Origin of the sequence: Citrobacter sp. Cb031, assembly GCF_030336725.1 — a bacterium.
Taxonomy (GTDB): Bacteria; Pseudomonadota; Gammaproteobacteria; order Enterobacterales; family Enterobacteriaceae; genus Citrobacter; species Citrobacter braakii.
In genome coordinates this window covers 341,888-360,321 of record NZ_JAOWDA010000035.1, presented here as the reverse complement: position 1 = coordinate 360,321, position 18,434 = coordinate 341,888, and the positions used below count along the sequence as shown (strand labels likewise).

General features: G+C 54.4%; 20 protein-coding genes. 14 read left to right on the top strand and 6 right to left on the bottom strand.

Annotation, left to right across the window (positions count from 1 at the left end; all coding sequences use genetic code 11):
* Nucleotides 1-3 precede the first annotated feature (3 nt).
* Nucleotides 4-1,086, top strand: coding sequence for a fimbrial protein (locus OGV93_RS23475; protein ID WP_103284135.1), 1,083 nt, complete (start codon nt 4-6; stop codon nt 1,084-1,086).
* Here OGV93_RS23475 and OGV93_RS23470 read toward each other — a convergent pair.
* Nucleotides 1,079-2,530 (bottom strand): sensor histidine kinase, encoded by a 1,452-nt coding sequence (locus tag OGV93_RS23470; RefSeq protein WP_016154125.1) that lies wholly within the window; start codon nt 2,528-2,530, stop codon nt 1,079-1,081. The genes OGV93_RS23475 and OGV93_RS23470 overlap by 8 nt on opposite strands.
* Nucleotides 2,517-3,191: a transcriptional regulator TctD gene (gene tctD, locus OGV93_RS23465; RefSeq protein ID WP_016157281.1), complete on the bottom strand. Its 675-nt coding sequence runs from the start codon at nt 3,189-3,191 to the stop codon at nt 2,517-2,519. The genes OGV93_RS23470 and tctD overlap by 14 nt, the downstream gene beginning before the upstream one ends.
* A gap of 153 nt (nt 3,192-3,344) precedes the next feature.
* On the opposite strand from tctD, the gene OGV93_RS23460 reads away from it, so the two are divergent.
* From OGV93_RS23460 to OGV93_RS23450, 3 genes are read left to right on the top strand one after another with little or no spacing between them, the layout of a single operon-like run.
* Complete coding sequence (locus tag OGV93_RS23460; protein WP_016154127.1) at nt 3,345-4,322, top strand: Bug family tripartite tricarboxylate transporter substrate binding protein; 978 nt, start codon at nt 3,345-3,347, stop codon at nt 4,320-4,322.
* A 14-nt stretch (nt 4,323-4,336) separates the two neighbouring features.
* A complete protein-coding gene (locus tag OGV93_RS23455; RefSeq protein ID WP_016154128.1) occupies nt 4,337-4,771 on the top strand; it encodes a tripartite tricarboxylate transporter TctB family protein in 435 nt (144 codons plus the stop codon).
* A 10-nt stretch (nt 4,772-4,781) separates the two neighbouring features.
* Complete coding sequence (locus OGV93_RS23450) at nt 4,782-6,296, top strand: tripartite tricarboxylate transporter permease (RefSeq protein WP_047414797.1); 1,515 nt, start codon at nt 4,782-4,784, stop codon at nt 6,294-6,296.
* A 43-nt stretch (nt 6,297-6,339) separates the two neighbouring features.
* Here the strand turns inward: OGV93_RS23450 and OGV93_RS23445 are convergent, their stop codons facing one another.
* Nucleotides 6,340-7,230: a LysR substrate-binding domain-containing protein gene (locus tag OGV93_RS23445; protein WP_046274856.1), complete on the bottom strand. Its 891-nt coding sequence runs from the start codon at nt 7,228-7,230 to the stop codon at nt 6,340-6,342.
* A gap of 98 nt (nt 7,231-7,328) precedes the next feature.
* Here OGV93_RS23445 and OGV93_RS23440 point away from each other — a divergent pair, with 98 nt between their 5' ends.
* The 7 genes from OGV93_RS23440 to csiR all read left to right on the top strand — a co-directional run bounded on the left by OGV93_RS23440 (nt 7,329) and on the right by csiR (nt 15,524).
* Nucleotides 7,329-7,931, top strand: a complete 603-nt coding sequence (locus OGV93_RS23440; RefSeq protein WP_047414795.1) for a short chain dehydrogenase — start codon at nt 7,329-7,331, stop codon at nt 7,929-7,931.
* A gap of 260 nt (nt 7,932-8,191) precedes the next feature.
* Entirely contained in the window at nt 8,192-9,169 is a 978-nt protein-coding gene (gene glaH / locus OGV93_RS23435; RefSeq protein WP_016154132.1) for a glutarate dioxygenase GlaH, read from the top strand.
* Nucleotides 9,170-9,188: 19 nt separating this feature from the next.
* A complete protein-coding gene (lhgD, locus tag OGV93_RS23430) occupies nt 9,189-10,457 on the top strand; it encodes an L-2-hydroxyglutarate dehydrogenase (protein ID WP_016157289.1) in 1,269 nt (422 codons plus the stop codon).
* A 23-nt stretch (nt 10,458-10,480) separates the two neighbouring features.
* Nucleotides 10,481-11,929 (top strand): NADP-dependent succinate-semialdehyde dehydrogenase, encoded by a 1,449-nt coding sequence (gabD, locus tag OGV93_RS23425; protein ID WP_016154134.1) that lies wholly within the window; start codon nt 10,481-10,483, stop codon nt 11,927-11,929.
* A 25-nt stretch (nt 11,930-11,954) separates the two neighbouring features.
* Nucleotides 11,955-13,238, top strand: a complete 1,284-nt coding sequence (gene gabT, locus OGV93_RS23420) for a 4-aminobutyrate--2-oxoglutarate transaminase (RefSeq protein WP_287110238.1) — start codon at nt 11,955-11,957, stop codon at nt 13,236-13,238.
* Nucleotides 13,239-13,391: 153 nt separating this feature from the next.
* Nucleotides 13,392-14,792, top strand: coding sequence for a GABA permease (gene gabP, locus OGV93_RS23415; protein ID WP_016154136.1), 1,401 nt, complete (start codon nt 13,392-13,394; stop codon nt 14,790-14,792).
* A gap of 45 nt (nt 14,793-14,837) precedes the next feature.
* Nucleotides 14,838-15,524 (top strand): DNA-binding transcriptional regulator CsiR, encoded by a 687-nt coding sequence (gene csiR / locus OGV93_RS23410; protein ID WP_047358821.1) that lies wholly within the window; start codon nt 14,838-14,840, stop codon nt 15,522-15,524.
* Nucleotides 15,525-15,536: 12 nt separating this feature from the next.
* On the opposite strand, the gene lysM is transcribed toward csiR, so the two are convergent.
* Entirely contained in the window at nt 15,537-15,986 is a 450-nt protein-coding gene (gene lysM, locus OGV93_RS23405) for a peptidoglycan-binding protein LysM (RefSeq protein ID WP_016154138.1), read from the bottom strand.
* A 96-nt stretch (nt 15,987-16,082) separates the two neighbouring features.
* Entirely contained in the window at nt 16,083-16,241 is a 159-nt protein-coding gene (locus OGV93_RS23400) for a YqaE/Pmp3 family membrane protein (protein ID WP_003037242.1), read from the bottom strand.
* Nucleotides 16,242-16,425: 184 nt separating this feature from the next.
* On the opposite strand from OGV93_RS23400, the gene OGV93_RS23395 reads away from it, so the two are divergent.
* The 3 genes from OGV93_RS23395 (at nt 16,426) to OGV93_RS23385 (ending at nt 17,522) form a co-directional block, all read left to right on the top strand.
* Nucleotides 16,426-16,725: an ArsR/SmtB family transcription factor gene (locus OGV93_RS23395; protein ID WP_016154139.1), complete on the top strand. Its 300-nt coding sequence runs from the start codon at nt 16,426-16,428 to the stop codon at nt 16,723-16,725.
* Between the two features lie 9 nt (nt 16,726-16,734).
* Nucleotides 16,735-17,262, top strand: a complete 528-nt coding sequence (locus tag OGV93_RS23390; RefSeq protein WP_016154140.1) for a rhodanese family protein — start codon at nt 16,735-16,737, stop codon at nt 17,260-17,262.
* A gap of 80 nt (nt 17,263-17,342) precedes the next feature.
* Complete coding sequence (locus OGV93_RS23385) at nt 17,343-17,522, top strand: GDFGVC terminal motif YodC-like protein (RefSeq protein ID WP_016154141.1); 180 nt, start codon at nt 17,343-17,345, stop codon at nt 17,520-17,522.
* 36 nt (nt 17,523-17,558) lie between these two features.
* Here OGV93_RS23385 and stpA read toward each other — a convergent pair whose 3' ends face one another.
* Nucleotides 17,559-17,960: a DNA-binding protein StpA gene (gene stpA, locus OGV93_RS23380; protein ID WP_016154142.1), complete on the bottom strand. Its 402-nt coding sequence runs from the start codon at nt 17,958-17,960 to the stop codon at nt 17,559-17,561.
* Nucleotides 17,961-18,434: the final 474 nt, after the last annotated feature.

The following is an 18,434-nucleotide window of genomic DNA, read 5'->3' as shown; positions in this document are numbered from 1 at the left end:
TCAATGAATCCGTTAAAAATAGTTAAACTCGTGGTGCTGCTTTGTTTGCCGATATTCAGTTGTGCAAGCTATGCGGTTACCTGTACAGCAAACAGCGTCTCCGTACACGTTGATCCCATTAAAATCAGCCACAGTACCACCGCTGGGGACACCGTTTGGGTGTCCAATCCACAAACCGTTAGCGTCACTTGCCGCGACACAGACTATATGCCCCACGGCGAAGCCGCCAGAATCTACATCGACCCTGATCATGAGTTTGCGCATTTTCTGCAGGGAACCAATATGAAACTGGTGGTGAGCATTGATGGTCGCCCCTACGATCAAAGCGCCCAGGCCGTCACCACCCAATATCAGGCAACGTTGCCCCGAGCAGGTTCAGACAACTACTGCAGGAGTAATAACCACAGCCATACCAGTGACTGCCAGGCGCGCCCACAAACATTTTCTTTCACCTTTAACCTCAGTCTGGTCGCTACCGGAAAACTCCCGGATCCTTTGCCTGCGCTGGCCGGTCGCACCATCAACAAAGTTTTCGTCGTCGACGGTATTGGCAGCATTAACGCCTGCGGTTCGCATTGCTCCACCAGCAATCCGGCAAAAAACTTTGGCCCCGCGCTTAATGGCCTGAATAACATCAGTTATATCAACTGCGAACCGATCGTCTCTATCAGCTCTGACAAAGGAACGGATACCGTCGAGTTTGGCAGGATCAGCATTACCGAAGCAAAAGTGGGAAAAGATAACAGCCACAGTAAACAGTTTGCCGTTATTGCCGCAGAAGCCGCCGGGAAGCATGAATGTCGCGGCATCAACTACGCGGTAACGTTTACCGGCACCACGAGCAACAGCGGCGCAGTTTTTACCGGTCAGGGTACGCCAGATATCGGCGTTACGCTCCAGGATGCTGCACACCCCGGCTCCGGGGACATTATCAGCGGCAACCGTATCGATTTTGCCAGCAGCGCGTTTACCAACCAGAGCGACAGCCGACGCAAAGAGTTCATGGCAACCCTGTTCTGGCTGAAGAATCCTCCCCAACCCGGCACATTTAGTATCCCTGTCAATGCAACGGTGACCTTTAAATAACAGGCGCAGGACGATGCTGATCGTCCTGAGCGTCTCGCACCAGGCATAAAAACCGCAGTCGTACGCTTAACCCGCCTAATGTTTCACTCCGTGATAGCTGAGGGTGCGTGCGGTGCAGACGAGCAATGTCGTTGACCAGCGCCAGGCCTATCCCGGCGCCAGGGACATTACCGACGTTATCAAGGCGATGAAACGGTAGCAGCGCCTGGTGCACCATCTGCTCATCGATACCCGGCCCGCTATCTTCAACCACCAGCACCACCGCCTCTCCTTTTCGCAGCAGACGGGCGGTTACCACACCATGCGGCGGCGTATATTTCAGTGCGTTATCCAGCAGATTCCCGCACAGTTCGCCAAGCAGGACTTCATCGCCCTCAATCCACACCGCATCCTGTTCCCCTTCATAGCCCAGATCGATCCCTTTACTGCGCGCCTGCGCCAGTCGCGTGAAACAACTGCTTTGCACCACCTCATACAAATTAACCGGCGAGAAGTGCCTTTCTCCTTGCTCTTTGCGCTTCACAGCCGACAGCTGTAACAGCCTTTCCGTCAGTTGAATGGTGTTGTCCAGCGTGGAGCTCATGGCTTGCAGACTCTCATACCATTGCTGCGGCTGCTGGCTGGCGAGGGCCACCGACGCCTGAGTTTTTAGCACCGCCAGCGGCGTTTTAAGCTGATGGGAAGCATCCGCGCTGAAGCGCTCCTGGCGAGAGATCAGGCCGCGAAGTCGGTCCAGATAACGGTTGAATGCCACAATCAACAGACGGGTTTCCGACCACGGCAGCAGCTCCGGCAGCGGCGTCAGCAGCCCAGGCTCGCGACGCACCATCAGCGATGACAGCTGGCGCATCGGGCGTAACACCCGACGCAGCAGCCAGCCGACCAGCACCAGCGTGAGCAGCACCAGCAGCCCTTGCGAAACCCACGAGGAAAACAGCAGCTGTCGCGCCAGGTAACGTCGCGATTGCAGCGTTTCGGCGACATAAATCTCGGCCATGCCGATAATGCCGCCCTCGTTGACGGGCTGCAGCAGACGCGCCACGCGAATTGCCTCCCCGCGATATTCAGTGTGATAAAACCACGCCAGCGCCGGATAAAGCCGCGTACGCGATGTCGCAGGCGGCATCGCAGGTAAATCGTCATAACCTGAGATAACCTTCCCCGCCGGATCGACCACCTTGTAATACAACCTGTCGTTCATATTCAGCTCAAAGCTGTCCAGCACCACCCACGGCACATTCACTTCCAGCTGTTTGTTGTGCACCACCAGTCGCTCGGAGACGGTTCTGGCAGACGAGAGCAGCGTCCGGTCATACGCCTGCGTCGCCGCCTGTAGCGCGCTGACATAGCTGTTAAATGCCGACAACCCCCACAACAACATGAGCGGCAAACCCAGAAACATCAGCAGTTGCAGGTACAACGATTGGGGTTTAACCCACTTCATCGCTACGCTCCAGCACATAGCCCAGCCCGCGCAGCGTGGCGATGCGCACATCGCTTCCCTGTAGCTTTTTACGCAGACGATGGATGTACAATTCAATGCTTTCGGGGCTGACCTCATCGTTTAGACTGAAGACCTGTTCAAACAACTGCTGACGCGAAACCGGTCGCAATCGACGGTACATCAGCACCGTCAGCAATGCCTGTTCGCGCGGCGTGAGCGCCAGCGGCTGCCCCTGCAACAGAAAATAGCCCTCATCGTGAAACGCCAGTTCGCCCAGTTGCTGTATGCCCTGCACCTGCCCCGCACTGCGGCGTAGCAAAGCCCTCAGCCGCGCATCCAGCTCCTCGATTTCAAACGGTTTTGCCAGATAATCATCGGCCCCGACGTTCAATCCTTTCACCCGATCGGCCACCGCGCTGCGCGCCGTCAGCAGCAGAACAGGAAGCGTCTGCCCGCGTTTGCGCAGGCGCTGAACGACGTCAAGACCATCCAGTCCCGGCATATTGATATCCAGCACCGCCAGCGCGTACGTTTCGCTATGTAAAAGATGGTCGGCCGCCAGCCCATCAAAAACGCAGTCGACGGCAAAACCGTTTTGCACCAGCGCTTTCTCCAGCCAGTGAGCTAACTCACGGTTATCTTCCGCTAATAAGAGACGCATATCACATCCTGTAAAGTTTCTGCCGCATTGAAAGGGAATTGAAAGGTTAATGTTTTAACAATCATGCAACCGAACTGCTACACATCGGCTCACATAATCACAAAAATCTTCTTCCGTACCCGAAAATCCGGTTTTCCGGCGTGAGGATAAACAATGAAAAAACAGTTACTTCGTACCCTTACTGCAAGCATTTTACTGATGAGTACCTCTGTTCTGGCGGAACAAGCGCCATCGCGCACAGAATGTATCGCCCCTGCTAAACCTGGCGGTGGTTTCGATCTCACCTGTAAGTTGATTCAAGTGAGCATGATGGAAACCGGCGCTATCGAAAAACCGATGCGCGTAACCTACATGCCCGGCGGCGTTGGCGCCGTGGCCTATAACGCGATCGTCGCGCAACGTCCGGCTGAAGCGGGTACCGTAGTGGCATTCTCCGGCGGCTCGCTGCTGAACCTGTCACAAGGGAAGTTTGGTCGCTACGGCGTTGATGATGTCCGCTGGCTGGCAAGTGTGGGCACTGACTACGGCATGATTGCCGTACGCCAGGACTCACCATGGAAAACGCTGAAAGATCTGCTGACGGCTATGGAGAAAGATCCTAACAGCGTGGTCATTGGCGCAGGCGCCTCTATCGGTAGTCAGGACTGGATGAAGTCGGCGCTGCTGGCGCAAAAAGCCAACGTCGATCCACACAAGATGCGCTATGTGGCCTTTGAGGGCGGCGGCGAACCGGTCACCGCGCTGATGGGGAATCACGTCCAGGTGGTTTCCGGCGATCTCAGCGAGATGGTGCCTTATCTTAGCGGCGACAAAATCCGCGTGCTCGCCGTGTTCTCTGATCAACGTCTGCCAGGCCAGTTAGCTAACGTGCCAACCGCCAAAGAGCAGGGTTATGACCTCGTGTGGCCCATCATTCGTGGTTTCTACGTTGGACCAAAAGTCAGCGACGCCGAGTATCAGTGGTGGGTTGATGCCTTTAACAAACTCCAGCAGACCGATGAGTTTAAAAAGCAGCGCGATCTGCGCGGCCTGTTTGAATTCAACATGAGCGGTAAGCAGCTCGACGAATACGTGAAAAAGCAGGTCACGGATTACCGTGAGCAGGCGAAAGCCTTCGGTCTGGCGAAATAAGCGCAGAGGCAAAGATGATGAGCGATCGTATTTTTGCAGGTATCTGGCTGTTGCTCTGCATAGCCGGGCTGTTCGTGGCCTGGCAAATCACCAGCGAATACAGCTATGAGCCGGTTGGGCCGCGTCCCTTTCCGCTTGGCATTATCAGCCTGATGCTGGTATGCGCCGTGGCGCTGCTGTTGCGCCATCCCGACACCATCAGTTGGCCCCGCCGTCACGTGCTGCAAAAGCTGCTGACGATGGTGATTGTTCTGTTGATGTACGCCTGGGGTTTCGAATGGCTCGGTTTTCCCATCTCCACCGCCATTCTCACCGTGGTAATTGGCATGCTGTTCGGCGCAACCATTCCGGCTGCGGGTATTTCCGGCGCGGTACTCGGCATTCTGCTGTGGTATGCCTTTGACCGACTGCTTGACGTCACCTTACCACTCGGCGCCTGGCTGGGTTAACGGAGAAACGATGGATACCTGGATTTATCTTTCTCAGGGTTTCGCGGTGGCCATGACGCCGGAAAACCTGGTCATCGCCCTGATTGGCTGTTTTGTCGGTACCATTGTCGGACTGTTGCCTGGTCTTGGACCCATTAACGGCGTGGCGATCCTCCTGCCTCTGGCCTTCGCTTTGCATCTGCCTGCAGAATCTGCGCTGATCCTGCTGGCTACGGTCTACATAGGTTGCGAATACGGCGGACGTATCTCCTCCATCTTGCTGAATGTTCCCGGCGATGCGGCGGCGATTATGACCGCGCTGGATGGCTACCCGATGGCGCAGCAAGGCCGCGGCGGCGTTGCGCTCTCTATCTCGGCGGTCAGCTCTTTCATTGGTTCGCTTATCGCTATCGGCGGCATCATTCTGTTTGCCCCGGCGTTAGCCCAATGGTCGCTGGCCTTCGGTCCGGCGGAATACTTTGCCTTAATGGTTTTCGCCATTGCCTGCCTCGGCAGCATGATGGCGCAAAACCCGCTGAAATCATTTCTGGCAGCGCTTATCGGTCTCGGCCTTGCGACCGTCGGCGTAGACGCCAATACCGGGGTTTATCGCTTTACCTTTGACAGCGTTCATCTCTCCGACGGTGTGCAGTTTATCGTGGTAGTGATTGGGCTGTTCTCAGTCTCTGAAATACTGTTAATGCTGGAACATACCAGCAGTGGCCAGACGCTGGTGCGTAAAACGGGCCGCATGTTATTTAACGCCAAAGAAGGTGCGCAGTGCGTTGGCGCAACCCTGCGTTCATCGGTGATTGGCTTTTTCGTCGGCGTCCTGCCCGGCGCGGGCGCAACCATTGCCAGCGCTATCACCTATATGACCGAGAAAAAGCTCAGCGGCAATAGCGAAAGCTTCGGCAAAGGGGATATACGCGGCGTGGCGGCCCCCGAAGCCGCCAACAACGCCTCGGCCTGTGGCTCCTTTATCCCGATGCTGACGCTCGGCGTACCGGGCTCCGGCACCACGGCGGTGATGATGGGCGCGCTGACGCTGTACAATATCACCCCGGGTCCGGCCATGTTCACCGAACAGCCGGACATCGTCTGGGGGCTGATTGCGGCGCTGCTGATTGCTAACGTGATGCTGCTGGTGATGAACATCCCGTTGATCGGCCTGTTTACCCGTATGCTGACCATCCCCTTGTGGTTTTTGGTACCGGCTATCGCGGCAGTCTCCGCGGTGGGCGTGTATGCCGTCCACAGCACCACTTTCGATCTGGTGCTGATGGTTGCCCTCGGCGTGCTGGGCTACATATTGCGCAAAATGCACTTCCCGATGTCGCCGTTGATTTTAGGCTTCGTTCTCGGGGAAATGCTGGAGCAGAACCTGCGTCGGGCGCTGTCTATCAGTAACGGTAATATGGATATTCTGTGGGCCAGCGGCGTGGCGAAAGTGCTGCTGGTGATGGCGGTACTGGTTATCGTGGTCCCACCAGTGCTACGCCTGATTCGTAAACGTAACAGCAAACCGCAGGTGGATATCAGTTAATAATATGCCGGATAGCGGCGCTGACGCGCCTTATCCGGCATTTTCATCTTAATTCCTGAACGGCACTGAGTACATGCTCAACAAACCGCGTCAGCTTAGGCAGCGGACGCAAATCTTGTCGCCACAGTAGATGAATCGGCCGCGGCTGCGGCGTAAACTTTTCCAGTATCCGAATCAGTTTCCCGGTAGCCAACTCTTGCGCCAGCAGCACCTCCGGTTGCAATAACAGTCCGGCCCCCGCTACCGCCGCCATACGCAGGCCATGACCATCGTTACAGCGCAGGATCGCATCGCGCTTCCATCTGACTTCGCCCGTCACGCCAGGCAGTATCCATTCGTTGCGAGCCGTCCACACGGTATGGGACAGGCACAGATGATCCACCAGATCCGCAGGCGTAAGGGGCGTGCCATGACGGGCAAGATAATCCTTTGATGCACAGATCGCCATACGGTAAGGACACAGGTATTTCGCCACCACATCAGTCTGATGGATATCGCCAATACGGATCGCCAGGTCGACGCCTTCATTCACCAGATCAACCATCCGGTTGGTCAGATCCAGCTCAATGCGCACGTCTGGCCAGGCCTGTAAAAACGCAGCGGCCAGCGGCGAGATAACGCAAGCGCCAAAAGAAGTAGGCGCGCTAATGCGCAGCGTCCCCGCAGGGGCCAGCCGCAGACGCTCTACCGAACGCTCGGCTATCGACACCTGCTCCAGCACGCGGCGGGCTTCTTCAAAATAGACACGCCCGGCATCGGTCAGGCTCTGGCGGCGAGTATTGCGCTCCAGCAGACGCGTGCCAAGCTGTGCTTCCAGTTGGGTGATATATTTTCCCACCATCACCGCAGACATCTCGAGTCTTGTTGCCGCGGAGGTAAAGCTTCCGCTCTCCACCACGGCGATAAACGTTTCCATGCCGCGCAGCTTATCCATATTACAAACCTCTGGTTAGTAATCATCTAACTTATAGCCAGTTTATCCGATTTCATTTTCATTAAAGAATAGCGGCTCACACTATTCTGGAGGTGGTTATGAAAATCGTCATTATTGGTGCCAGCGGTACAGTGGGGCGCGCAGTCACAGAAACGTTAAGCCGTAAACATGAGGTGATCCGCGTAGGTCGCACGCAGGGAGATTACCAGGTCGATATCACCTCGCAGGAGAGTGTCGAGGCATTGTTTGAAAAAGTCGGTCGGGTAGATGCGATCGTTTCCGCCACCGGCAACCTGTTCTTTGGCCCGCTGTCGACAATGACCGACGAGGACTTTAATCAGGGATTACAGGATAAGCTGTTAGGCCAAATACGTCTGGCATTAACCGGGCAACATTTCCTCAATGATGGCGGCTCGATTACGCTAATTAGCGGCATTATCGCCCATGAACCCATCGCACAAGGGGCGAATGCGGCAACGATCAATGCCGGACTGGAAGGATTTGTGCGCGCTGCTGCCTGTGAGCTAGGTCGTGGTCAGCGCATAAACCTGATAAGCCCAACCGTACTCAGTGAATCCGCCGAAGCATACGATGGTTTCTTCCCAGGCTTTGAAAGCGTCCCCGCCGCTACCGTTGCCAATGCCTATCGCCGCAGCGTGGAAGGCATCCAAACCGGACGCATTTATAAAGTCGGTTACTGATTTTGCTGCTGCCGTTGAGTTACCCTCAGCGGCAGAATAATTAACTCTTTGTTTTAAAATAACATTACCTGTCCTCCCTTTTCCTCTCCGTACTTAACCTCACTTTTTATAATGTTAAATAATTGTTGTTTTTGATCACAAATAATAAACAAACAAGCCCATTCTGTGCGCGTTTTTCAAAAATGTAGATATTTTTAATTTATGGCTACGAAACGAGCTGCGCCATATCTCCCTGACAATCTACTGAGAGGAACGATTTGATGAACGCACTGACTGCCGTAAAACCGAACGCTGATGATCCAGCCCAGCACTACAGCGGTTTCACGTTGAAACCATCAGCCCAGTCCCCACGCCTGCTGGAGCTGACTTTTTCCGCTGAAACCACTGAGCAATTTCTGAAAGCCGTAGCGCAGTGGCCGGTGCAGGCACTGGAATACAAATCCTTCCTGCGCTTCAAAGTGGGCAAGATCCTCGACGACCTGTGCGGCAATCAGTTGCAGCCTTTGCTGCTGAAAACGTTGCTCGATCGTGCCGAAGGCGCACTGCTGATCAACGCTGTTGGCGTAGATGATGTGGCACAGGCTGAAGAGATGGTCAAGCTGGCGACGGCGGTAGCGCATCTTATCGGGCGCTCCAATTTTGATGCGATGAGCGGTCAATACTATGCCCGTTTTGTGGTGAAAAACGTTGATAACTCAGACAGCTATCTGCGCCAGCCGCACCGTGTAATGGAGCTGCATAACGACGGAACCTACCTCGAAGAAATCACCGACTATGTGCTGATGATGAAGATTGACGAGCAGAACATGACCGGCGGTAACTCGCTGCTGCTGCACCTCGACGACTGGGAACATCTGGATCAGTACTTTACCCACCCGCTGGCGCGTCGCGCCATGCGCTTTGCCGCACCGCCAAGCAAAAACGTCAGCCAGGAAGTGTTCCATCCGGTGTTTGACGTTGACCAGCAGGGCCGCCCGGTGATGCGCTACATCGACCAGTTCGTCCAGCCTAAAGATTATGAAGAAGGCGTCTGGCTGAGCGATTTGTCCGATGCGTTGGAAACCAGCAAGGCCATTATTTCCGTTCCGGTTTCAGTCGGTAAATTCCTGCTAATCAACAACCTGTTCTGGTTGCACGGTCGCGATCGCTTCACCTCGCATCCTGACCTGCGCCGCGAACTGATGCGCCAGCGTGGTTATTTCGCTTACGCGACAAACCACTACCAGACCCATCAGTAAGCGCGAAGGAAAAAAGCGGATGTATGATTTTGTGATTATTGGCGGCGGCATTATCGGCATGTCGACCGCCATGCAGCTGATTGATGTCTATCCGGACGCCAGAATCGCGCTGCTGGAAAAAGAGTCCGGCCCGGCCTGTCACCAGACGGGCCACAACAGCGGCGTAATTCATGCCGGGGTCTATTACACCCCCGGCAGCCTGAAGGCGCAGTTTTGCCTGGCCGGAAATCGCGCCACAAAAGCCTTTTGCGACCAAAACGGCATCCGCTACGACGTCTGCGGAAAAATGCTGGTTGCCACCTCCGAACTGGAAATGGAGCGCATGCGCGCGCTGTGGGATCGCACCGCCGCTAACGGCCTTGAGCGCGAATGGCTGAATGCGCAGGAGCTTCGCGAGCGTGAACCCAACATCACCGGGCTGGGCGGTATTTTTGTTCCGTCGAGCGGGATCGTCAGCTACCGCGAAGTCACCGCCGCGATGGCGAAAATATTTCAGGCCAAAGGCGGTGAGATTATCTACAACGCTGAGGTCAGCGCGCTAAAAGAGCACGCTGCGGGCGTTGTCGTACATACCCGTCAGGGTCAGGAATTTGAGGGAGCGACGCTGATTAGCTGCTCTGGCCTGATGGCGGACCGACTAGTGAAAATGCTCGGCGTTGAACCCGGATTTATCATCTGTCCGTTCCGTGGCGAATATTTCCGTCTGGCGTCAGAACATAACCAGATAGTCAACCATCTGATCTACCCCATCCCCGACCCGGCGATGCCGTTTCTCGGCGTTCATCTGACCCGGATGATTGACGGCAGCGTCACCGTGGGCCCCAACGCGGTACTGGCATTTAAACGTGAAGGCTACCGTAAACGCGACTTCTCGCTCAGCGATACGCTGGAGATCCTCAGCTCTTCCGGCATTCGTCGCGTGCTGCAAAACAACCTGCGCTCAGGACTTGGCGAAATGAAGAATTCGCTGTGCAAAAGCGGTTATCTGCGGCTGGTACAAAAGTACTGCCCGAGTCTGACGCTCAAGGATCTGCAGCCCTGGCCTGCAGGCGTGCGGGCACAGGCTGTGTCGCCGGACGGCAAGCTAATCGACGATTTCCTGTTTGTCACCACGCCACGCTCAATTCACACCTGTAACGCGCCTTCTCCGGCAGCAACGTCAGCGATCCCTATCGGCGCGCATATTGTCAGCAAAGTTCATGCGCTGCTGGAGAACCAGAGTAATCCCGGACGCACGCTGCGTGCGGCACGTAGCGTGGAAACATTACACGCCGCATTCACCCGTTAAAACGATTTAGACAGGACGCAATTATGCAACTTAACGATCCAACCTTATTTCGCCAGCAGGCACTGATCGACGGCAACTGGCGTGACGCCAACAGCGGCGAGACCATCGCGGTGACCAACCCCGCCAACGGTCAGCAATTAGGTAGCGTACCGAAAATGGGGGCGGATGAAACCCGCGAAGCGATTAACGCCGCTAACCGCGCTCTGCCCGCCTGGCGTGCGCTGACCGCCAAAGAGCGGGCCAACATCCTGCGCCGCTGGTTCAACCTGATGATTGAGCATCAGGACGATCTCGCCCGTCTGATGACCCTGGAACAGGGTAAACCGCTGGCAGAAGCCAAAGGTGAAATCACCTATGCCGCTTCCTTTATTGAGTGGTTTGCCGAAGAGGGCAAACGTATCTATGGCGATACGATCCCCGGCCACCAGGCCGACAAACGCCTAATCGTCATCAAACAGCCGATCGGCGTTACCGCCGCGATTACGCCGTGGAACTTCCCCGCGGCGATGATTACCCGCAAAGCTGGTCCGGCGCTGGCGGCTGGTTGCACAATGGTGCTTAAACCGGCCAGCCAGACCCCCTACTCCGCACTGGCGCTGGCAGAGCTTGCCAATCGCGCCGGGATCCCGGCAGGCGTTTTCAGTGTGGTGACCGGTTCAGCGAGCGCGGTCGGCAACGAGCTGACTGGCAACCCGCTGGTACGCAAGCTGTCATTTACCGGCTCAACCGAAATTGGCCGTCAGTTAATGCAGCAGTGCGCCAAAGACATCAAAAAAGTGTCGCTGGAGCTGGGCGGCAATGCGCCGTTTATCGTCTTTGACGATGCCGATCTTGATAAAGCCGTGGAAGGCGCACTGGCATCGAAGTTCCGTAACGCAGGCCAAACCTGTGTCTGCGCCAACCGCCTGTACGTGCAGGACGGCGTGTATGACCGTTTTGCCGAAAAACTCCAGCAGGCAGTGAGCAAACTGCACCTCGGTGATGGTCTACAGCCTGACGTCACCACCGGGCCGCTGATCGACGAGAAAGCGGTAGCCAAAGTGCAGGAACACATCGCCGATGCTCTGGATAAAGGCGCGCGCATTATCGCGGGTGGCAAACCTCACGCACTCGGCGGCAACTTCTTCCAGCCCACCATTTTGGTGGATGTGCCTGACAACGCGAAGGTCGCCAAAGAAGAGACGTTCGGCCCGCTGGCTCCGCTGTTCCGGTTTAAGGACGAGGCTGACGTCATCGCTCAGGCTAATGACACTGAGTTTGGTCTGGCCGCCTATTTCTACGCCCGTGATTTGAGCCGCGTCTTTCGCGTTGGCGAAGCGCTGGAATACGGCATTGTCGGGATTAACACCGGCATTATCTCCAACGAAGTCGCCCCGTTTGGGGGAATCAAAGCCTCCGGTCTTGGCCGTGAAGGATCGAAATACGGCATCGAAGACTACTTAGAAATCAAATATATGTGCATCGGCCTTTAATAAAATAAATACTGGAGAACACCTGATGAGCACCAACAAAGAACTTATGCAACGTCGCAGCAACGCCGTTCCCCGTGGCGTAGGACAAATCCACCCTATTTTTGCCGAGCGTGCAGAAAACTGTCGAGTCTGGGACGTTGAAGGCCGTGAATTCCTCGATTTTGCTGGCGGTATTGCGGTGCTGAACACCGGCCACCTGCACCCGCAGATCGTCTCTGCGGTAGAAGCACAGTTGAAAAAGCTGTCCCATACCTGTTTCCAGGTGCTGGCCTATGAGCCGTACCTGGAGCTGTGCGAAATCATGAATAAGAAAGTGCCGGGCGATTTCGCCAAAAAAACCCTGCTGGTGACAACCGGCTCGGAAGCGGTGGAAAACGCGGTGAAAATCGCCCGCGCCGCCACCAAACGAACCGGCACTATCGCCTTCAGCGGCGCTTACCACGGTCGAACCCACTACACCCTGTCGCTGACCGGGAAAGTAAACCCGTACTCTGCAGGAATGGGACTGATGCCGGGCCACGTGTACCGTGCGCTTTATCCTTGCCCGCTGCACGGCATCAGTGAAGACGATGCTATCGCCAGCATTCACCGTATCTTCAAAAATGATGCCGCTCCGGAAGACGTTGCCGCCATCGTGATTGAGCCCGTCCAGGGCGAAGGTGGTTTTTACGCCGCCTCTCCTGCTTTTATGCAACGTCTGCGCGCTATTTGTGACGAGCACGGCATCATGCTGATTGCCGATGAAGTACAGAGCGGCGCGGGCCGTACCGGTACGCTGTTCGCTATGGAGCAGATGGGCGTTGCGCCCGATCTCACCACCTTCGCCAAATCTATTGCCGGTGGCTTCCCGCTGGCGGGAGTGACCGGGCGCGCCGAAGTCATGGACGCTATCCCACCGGGCGGTCTGGGCGGTACCTATGCCGGTAACCCGATTGCCTGCGCCGCCGCACTGGCGGTACTGAATATTTTCGAACAGGAAAATCTGCTGCAAAAAGCCAACGAGCTGGGTCAAACCCTGCGCGAAGGCCTGCAGGCTATCGCGGAAAGCCACCGCGAGATTGGCGATGTACGCGGGCTGGGAGCGATGATCGCAATCGAACTGTTTGAAGACGGCGATCACACGAAACCAGACGCCAAACTGACCGCGGAAATCGTCGCGCGTGCGCGCGATAAAGGGCTGATCCTGCTCTCCTGCGGACCTTACTACAACGTACTGCGCATTCTTGTCCCACTGACCATTGAAGATGCCCAAATCCGCCAGGGGCTGGACATTATCGCTCAGTGTTTTGCCGAAGCGAAGCAGGGTTAACACCGCATTCGACCAATAAAAAACGCAATCCTCAGGCCGGATAAGGCGGAGCCGCCATCCGGCAGACAGGGTCAATAACAATAAATACGCGTGCCCCGGCGCGGGAATGCCGGGGTGCTCTCCCAAGTGAAATACTTTCGAGAGGTTTAAAAGATGGGGCAAGTGTCACAATCACATGATTTAGGGGGCGGGCTGAAATCACGCCACGTCACCATGCTGTCTATTGCCGGGGTTATCGGCGCAAGTTTGTTTGTGGGTTCAAGCGTGGCGATTGCAGAAGCCGGTCCCGCAGTATTACTGGCCTATCTGTTCGCCGGATTGCTGGTGGTGATGATTATGCGCATGCTGGCCGAAATGGCCGTTGCCACCCCGGATACCGGTTCCTTTTCCACCTACGCCGATAAGGCCATCGGGCCGTGGGCGGGTTATACCATCGGCTGGCTGTACTGGTGGTTCTGGGTGTTGGTTATCCCGCTGGAAGCGAATATCGCCGCCATCATTCTGCACTCCTGGGTTCCAGGCATTCCTATCTGGCTGTTTTCTCTGGTTATCACGTTGGCATTAACCGGCAGTAATTTGCTGAGCGTCAAAAATTACGGTGAGTTCGAGTTCTGGCTGGCGCTGTGCAAAGTGATTGCCATTCTGGCGTTTATCACTCTCGGCGCGGTGGCGATTAGCGGTTTCTATCCCTATGCCGAGGTCAGCGGAGTTTCGCGCCTGTGGGATCAGGGCGGCTTCATGCCCAACGGCTTTGGCGCGGTGATCAGCGCGATGCTAATCACCATGTTCTCCTTTATGGGCGCAGAGATTGTTACCATCGCCGCCGCCGAGTCCGATACCCCGGATAAGCACATCGTCCGCGCCACCAACTCGGTTATCTGGCGTATCTCCATCTTCTATCTGTGCTCTATTTTCGTGGTCGTCGCGCTGATTCCGTGGAACATGCCGGGACTGAAAGAGGTGGGCTCTTACCGCTCGGTGCTGGAGTTACTGCATATCCCACACGCGAAGCTGATCATGGACTGTGTCATATTGCTGTCGGTAACCAGTTGTCTGAACTCCGCGCTGTATACGTCCTCGCGTATGCTTTACTCCCTGAGCCGTCGTGGCGATGCTCCCGCCTTTATGGGTAAAACGAACCGGAGTAAAACGCCTTATGTGGCGGTGCTGCTGTCTACGGGGGCCGCGTTCCTCACCGTGGTGGTCAACTATTACGCCCCGGCCAAGGTGTTCAAATTCCTGATCGACAGCTCCGGCGCCATCGCCCTGTTGGTTTATCTGGTGATTGCAATTTCCCAACTGCGGATGCGCAAAATCCTGCTGGCGCGAGGCGGTGAAATTAAACTGAAAATGTGGCTCTATCCGTGGCTTACCTGGCTGGTAATCGCCTTTATTATCTTTGTGCTGGTGGTGATGCTCTTTCGCCCGGCTCAACAGCTGGAAGTTATCTCTACCGGGTTGTTAGCCATAGGAATTATTTGCACCGTGCCTATTATGTCACGCTGGAAAAAACTGCTATCGTGGCAAAAAGCACCGTTGCAAAATACGCATTAAACCTTTTCCCGGCGCAGGCCGGGAAAACCGTTCAGGAGTAAGACCATGACCGCCATTCCCCAACCGACGGCCATTGATGGATACCGCTGGCTGAAAAACGACATCATCCGCGGTGTGTATCAGCCTGATGAAAAACTGCGTATGAGCCTGCTGACCTCACGCTATGAGCTTGGCGTGGGACCGTTACGCGAAGCGCTTTCGCAGTTGGTTGCCGAGCGGCTGGTCACGGTGGTCAATCAGAAAGGGTATCGTGTCGCCCCAATGTCCGAACAGGAGTTGCTCGATATTTTCGATGCCCGCGCCAATATGGAAGCCATGCTGGTCGCGCTGGCCATTGAACGCGGCGGCGACGCCTGGGAAGCTGAAATTCTGGCGCGGGCGCATATGCTCGGCAAGCTTGAAGCCGTTGACGCCAGTGAACAGATGCTCGACGAGTGGGATCAGCGCCATCAGGCTTTTCATTCGGCAATTGTCGCTGGCTGCGGTTCACAGTATCTGCTGCAAATGCGCGAACGGCTATTCGATTTGGCGGCGCGCTACCGGTTTATCTGGCTGCGAAAGACGGTGCTGTCGGTGGAGATGTTGGAAGATAAACACGATCAGCACCAAACGCTGACCGAAGCAATTCTGGCACGCGATGCTGCACGTGCCAGCGAATTAATGCGCCAGCACCTGCTGACGCCCATTCCGATTATTCAACAAGCGATGTCCGGCAAATTGCTGACGCAATAAGCCTGAACATTCTTATTGTTCTGGAATACGTAAAACCTGCCCTGGATAAATTTTATCGGGGCTTTTCAGCATCGGTTTATTCGCTTCAAATATCTGGTTATACAGGTTGGCGTTACCGTATACCTGTTTGGCAATAGCGCTCAGGGTATCCCCTGATTTTACGGTATAAAACTGGCTTTCACTCGCCGGTGCAGAAGTTTTTACCTGATCGTCGACGCTGGCAATACCAGAGATATTACCAATCGCAATCAGGATTTTTTCTTTCGCTTCCTGACTTAATCCATCGCCAGAAACGGTGGCTTTACCTTCGTTAATTTGGACGTTCACTTTATCCGCATCCGGGATGCCCGTTTTGTTCAGGTGTTCCTGTACCTTTTTTGCCAGATCGGCAGTGTCATGGTTGCCAGTAACCGCATCCCACAGTTTTTCACCCGCATCTTTTACAAAATTAAAGAGTCCCATATCCACCTCGGTAGTTAACAATCAACACCAGGAAGTGTAGCAGAGGAGAAAGAAGCGCAAAGAAAACGGCGCCAGAGCGCCGTAGTAGAAAAGTAATTAGTTACGCGTTTGTATCCAGAAGGCGTGGATCAGACCCGGGATGTAGCCCAGCAGCGTCAGAACAATATTGAGGATAAATGCCCAGCCGAACCCCTTCCCCAGCAGCACGCCAAGCGGGGGCAGAATAATAGTAAAAACGATTCTCCAGAAACCCATACACACTCCATACAAGCAAAAAGTTACTCATTGTTTAAAAAGAGATTTTATCTCTAAGCATAGTCAGTGTACCTAACTCTGCCAGCCTTCCCCTGCTGTTTTACCCTCCTTTACGCTCTTTACGCTGGCGTACGTTGACCGCTTATTTTAGAATAAGCTTAATTTAGAACATACTTAAATACATATGACTGAACTTGAACAACTCCAGGCCAGCGCTGAGCAGGCTGCCGCCCTGCTAAAAGCGATGAGTAACCCGAAAAGGTTGCTGATTTTGTGCATGCTCTGCGGCTCACCCGGTACCAGCGCGGGCGAATTAGCCCGTGTTACCGGCCTGAGTCCTTCCGCCACTTCGCAGCATCTGGCGCGTATGCGTGAAGAGGGCCTGATAGACAGCCAACGCGATGCCCAGCGTATCCTGTACTCCATCAAAAATGCGGCCGTGAATTCACTGATTGCCACATTAAAAACACTGTATTGCCCATAAGGAGCCATCATGACCATTGGGACGATTTCCCCGCGCGAGGCGCAGACGCTGGTCGCACAAGGCGCAAAACTGATTGATATCCGCGATGCTGACGAGTATCTGTACGAGCATATTCCGGAGGCGCATCTGGCGCCATTACCTACGCTTGAGCAGGGATCGCTGCCTGCGAATTTACGCGCCGGGCAGGTGATTTTTCACTGCCAGTCAGGCAAACGTACACAAAACGCGGCGACAAAACTGAACGCTATTGCCGCGCCTGCGCAGGTCTGGTTGTTGGAAGGTGGCATTGACGGCTGGAAAGCCGCAGGTTTTCCGGTGGCAAAAGATCGTTCACAACCGTTACCACTGATGCGCCAGGTGCAGATAGCCGCCGGCAGCCTTGCCTTACTCGGCGTCATTCTGGGCTACACCGTTAGCAGCGCCTTCTTCCTGCTGAGCGGTTTTGTGGGCGCCGGGCTAATACTCGCTGGCGTGACCGGCTTTTGCGGCATGGCGCGATTGCTGGATATCATGCCCTGGAACCGACGTACTCATTAAGCGGTAATCATTGAAACTGCACTGTACCCGCTGATTGACGTGATCTATGGTGAGTTCTGCGATAAATAAAGGAGAGCAATATGTTTAAACCTGGCGATCTGGTTCAACCACGCATGGGTGGACCTAAACTGAAAGTTGTCGAAGTCAATGGCGATCACATTGTGGCGGTACACGCCAGTAATGAAAGCGGCGAAAAATTCACGCTGAAAGCAGCTGACGTGACGCGATATACCGAAGAGGGTGATTTTGGCGTTTGCTGAAAATAAGCGGTGAGGTCGCCCTCACCGCATTAATAATCAGATCAAAAAGTCATCAAGAGATTTACCGGCAGCCAGTGCCTGGGCAATTGGCTTCGGTGTGCGACCTTGTCCGGTCCATGTTTTTGTTTCACCATTGAGATCGGTAAAACGATATTTCGCCGGGCGCGGCTGACGTTTTTTAACTGAACCTGCCGTCGCAGGCGTCATGCTCAGTAGCTCTTCCGGATTGATCCCGTCTGCCTGCATCAGCGCCAGCAAAGTATTAATTTTTTCCTGCTGTTCTGCACGTTGGCGCTGTAGTTGTTCTTCTTCATCGCGGCGTTCTTTGGTCACTACCCTGAATTTTTCAAGCATATCTTCCAGCACATCAACGGAAAATTCACGAGCCATTGCACGCAGCGAGCGGATATTATTTAAGTTTTTTAACATTGAACTCATATTAACAAAACCTCCTTAACGTAAAACATAAAAACGGTATTACCCTAAATATTGTATGCAACTGCTTATTATATTTCCAGTCTAATTTATTCGCATATTACTAATCAAAAAAGCTAATTCGTGTATTTATTGCATCCATTTTGATATCGCCTATGCGATATATTCTATTCCTCTGCTAGTCGCTATAAATATACCTGCAAGGAGTCTCAGGGTATCAGTCGAGAAACAGGCCACAACATCGCGCGGAGCCGGTGCGTATACATATTGCACATTAGTCAACATTGAGAAAAGGAGCGCAAAAAATTCAGAAAAACAAGTTTCCATAACCCATTGATCTAAAATGCCTTTAATTAAATCAGCAACGAAAATACCAAAACGAACAAAAAACAAACCACTGCAGAGCATTTTATCGACAAAAAGGTAATAAATAAAAATTTTAAGCTAGTTGCTAGTTATTATCCAGGCAGATATCCT

Excerpts from the sequence above, each read along its gene's own strand:
- csiR (WP_047358821.1), top strand. The coding sequence starts at position 14,838 with ATGACCGCCATTCCCCAACCGACGGCCATTGATGGATACCGCTGGCTG.
- OGV93_RS23400 (WP_003037242.1), bottom strand. The coding sequence starts at position 16,241 with ATGGGTTTCTGGAGAATCGTTTTTACTATTATTCTGCCCCCGCTTGGC.
- OGV93_RS23440 (WP_047414795.1), top strand. The coding sequence starts at position 7,329 with ATGAAAATCGTCATTATTGGTGCCAGCGGTACAGTGGGGCGCGCAGTC.
- gabD (WP_016154134.1), top strand. The coding sequence starts at position 10,481 with ATGCAACTTAACGATCCAACCTTATTTCGCCAGCAGGCACTGATCGAC.
- OGV93_RS23460 (WP_016154127.1), top strand. The coding sequence starts at position 3,345 with ATGAAAAAACAGTTACTTCGTACCCTTACTGCAAGCATTTTACTGATG.
- OGV93_RS23475 (WP_103284135.1), top strand. The coding sequence starts at position 4 with ATGAATCCGTTAAAAATAGTTAAACTCGTGGTGCTGCTTTGTTTGCCG.
- OGV93_RS23395 (WP_016154139.1), top strand. The coding sequence starts at position 16,426 with ATGACTGAACTTGAACAACTCCAGGCCAGCGCTGAGCAGGCTGCCGCC.
- tctD (WP_016157281.1), bottom strand. The coding sequence starts at position 3,191 with ATGCGTCTCTTATTAGCGGAAGATAACCGTGAGTTAGCTCACTGGCTG.
- OGV93_RS23390 (WP_016154140.1), top strand. The coding sequence starts at position 16,735 with ATGACCATTGGGACGATTTCCCCGCGCGAGGCGCAGACGCTGGTCGCA.
- lhgD (WP_016157289.1), top strand. The coding sequence starts at position 9,189 with ATGTATGATTTTGTGATTATTGGCGGCGGCATTATCGGCATGTCGACC.
- OGV93_RS23385 (WP_016154141.1), top strand. The coding sequence starts at position 17,343 with ATGTTTAAACCTGGCGATCTGGTTCAACCACGCATGGGTGGACCTAAA.
- glaH (WP_016154132.1), top strand. The coding sequence starts at position 8,192 with ATGAACGCACTGACTGCCGTAAAACCGAACGCTGATGATCCAGCCCAG.
- OGV93_RS23455 (WP_016154128.1), top strand. The coding sequence starts at position 4,337 with ATGATGAGCGATCGTATTTTTGCAGGTATCTGGCTGTTGCTCTGCATA.
- gabP (WP_016154136.1), top strand. The coding sequence starts at position 13,392 with ATGGGGCAAGTGTCACAATCACATGATTTAGGGGGCGGGCTGAAATCA.
- lysM (WP_016154138.1), bottom strand. The coding sequence starts at position 15,986 with ATGGGACTCTTTAATTTTGTAAAAGATGCGGGTGAAAAACTGTGGGAT.
- gabT (WP_287110238.1), top strand. The coding sequence starts at position 11,955 with ATGAGCACCAACAAAGAACTTATGCAACGTCGCAGCAACGCCGTTCCC.
- OGV93_RS23450 (WP_047414797.1), top strand. The coding sequence starts at position 4,782 with ATGGATACCTGGATTTATCTTTCTCAGGGTTTCGCGGTGGCCATGACG.
- stpA (WP_016154142.1), bottom strand. The coding sequence starts at position 17,960 with ATGAGTTCAATGTTAAAAAACTTAAATAATATCCGCTCGCTGCGTGCA.
- OGV93_RS23470 (WP_016154125.1), bottom strand. The coding sequence starts at position 2,530 with ATGAAGTGGGTTAAACCCCAATCGTTGTACCTGCAACTGCTGATGTTT.
- OGV93_RS23445 (WP_046274856.1), bottom strand. The coding sequence starts at position 7,230 with ATGGATAAGCTGCGCGGCATGGAAACGTTTATCGCCGTGGTGGAGAGC.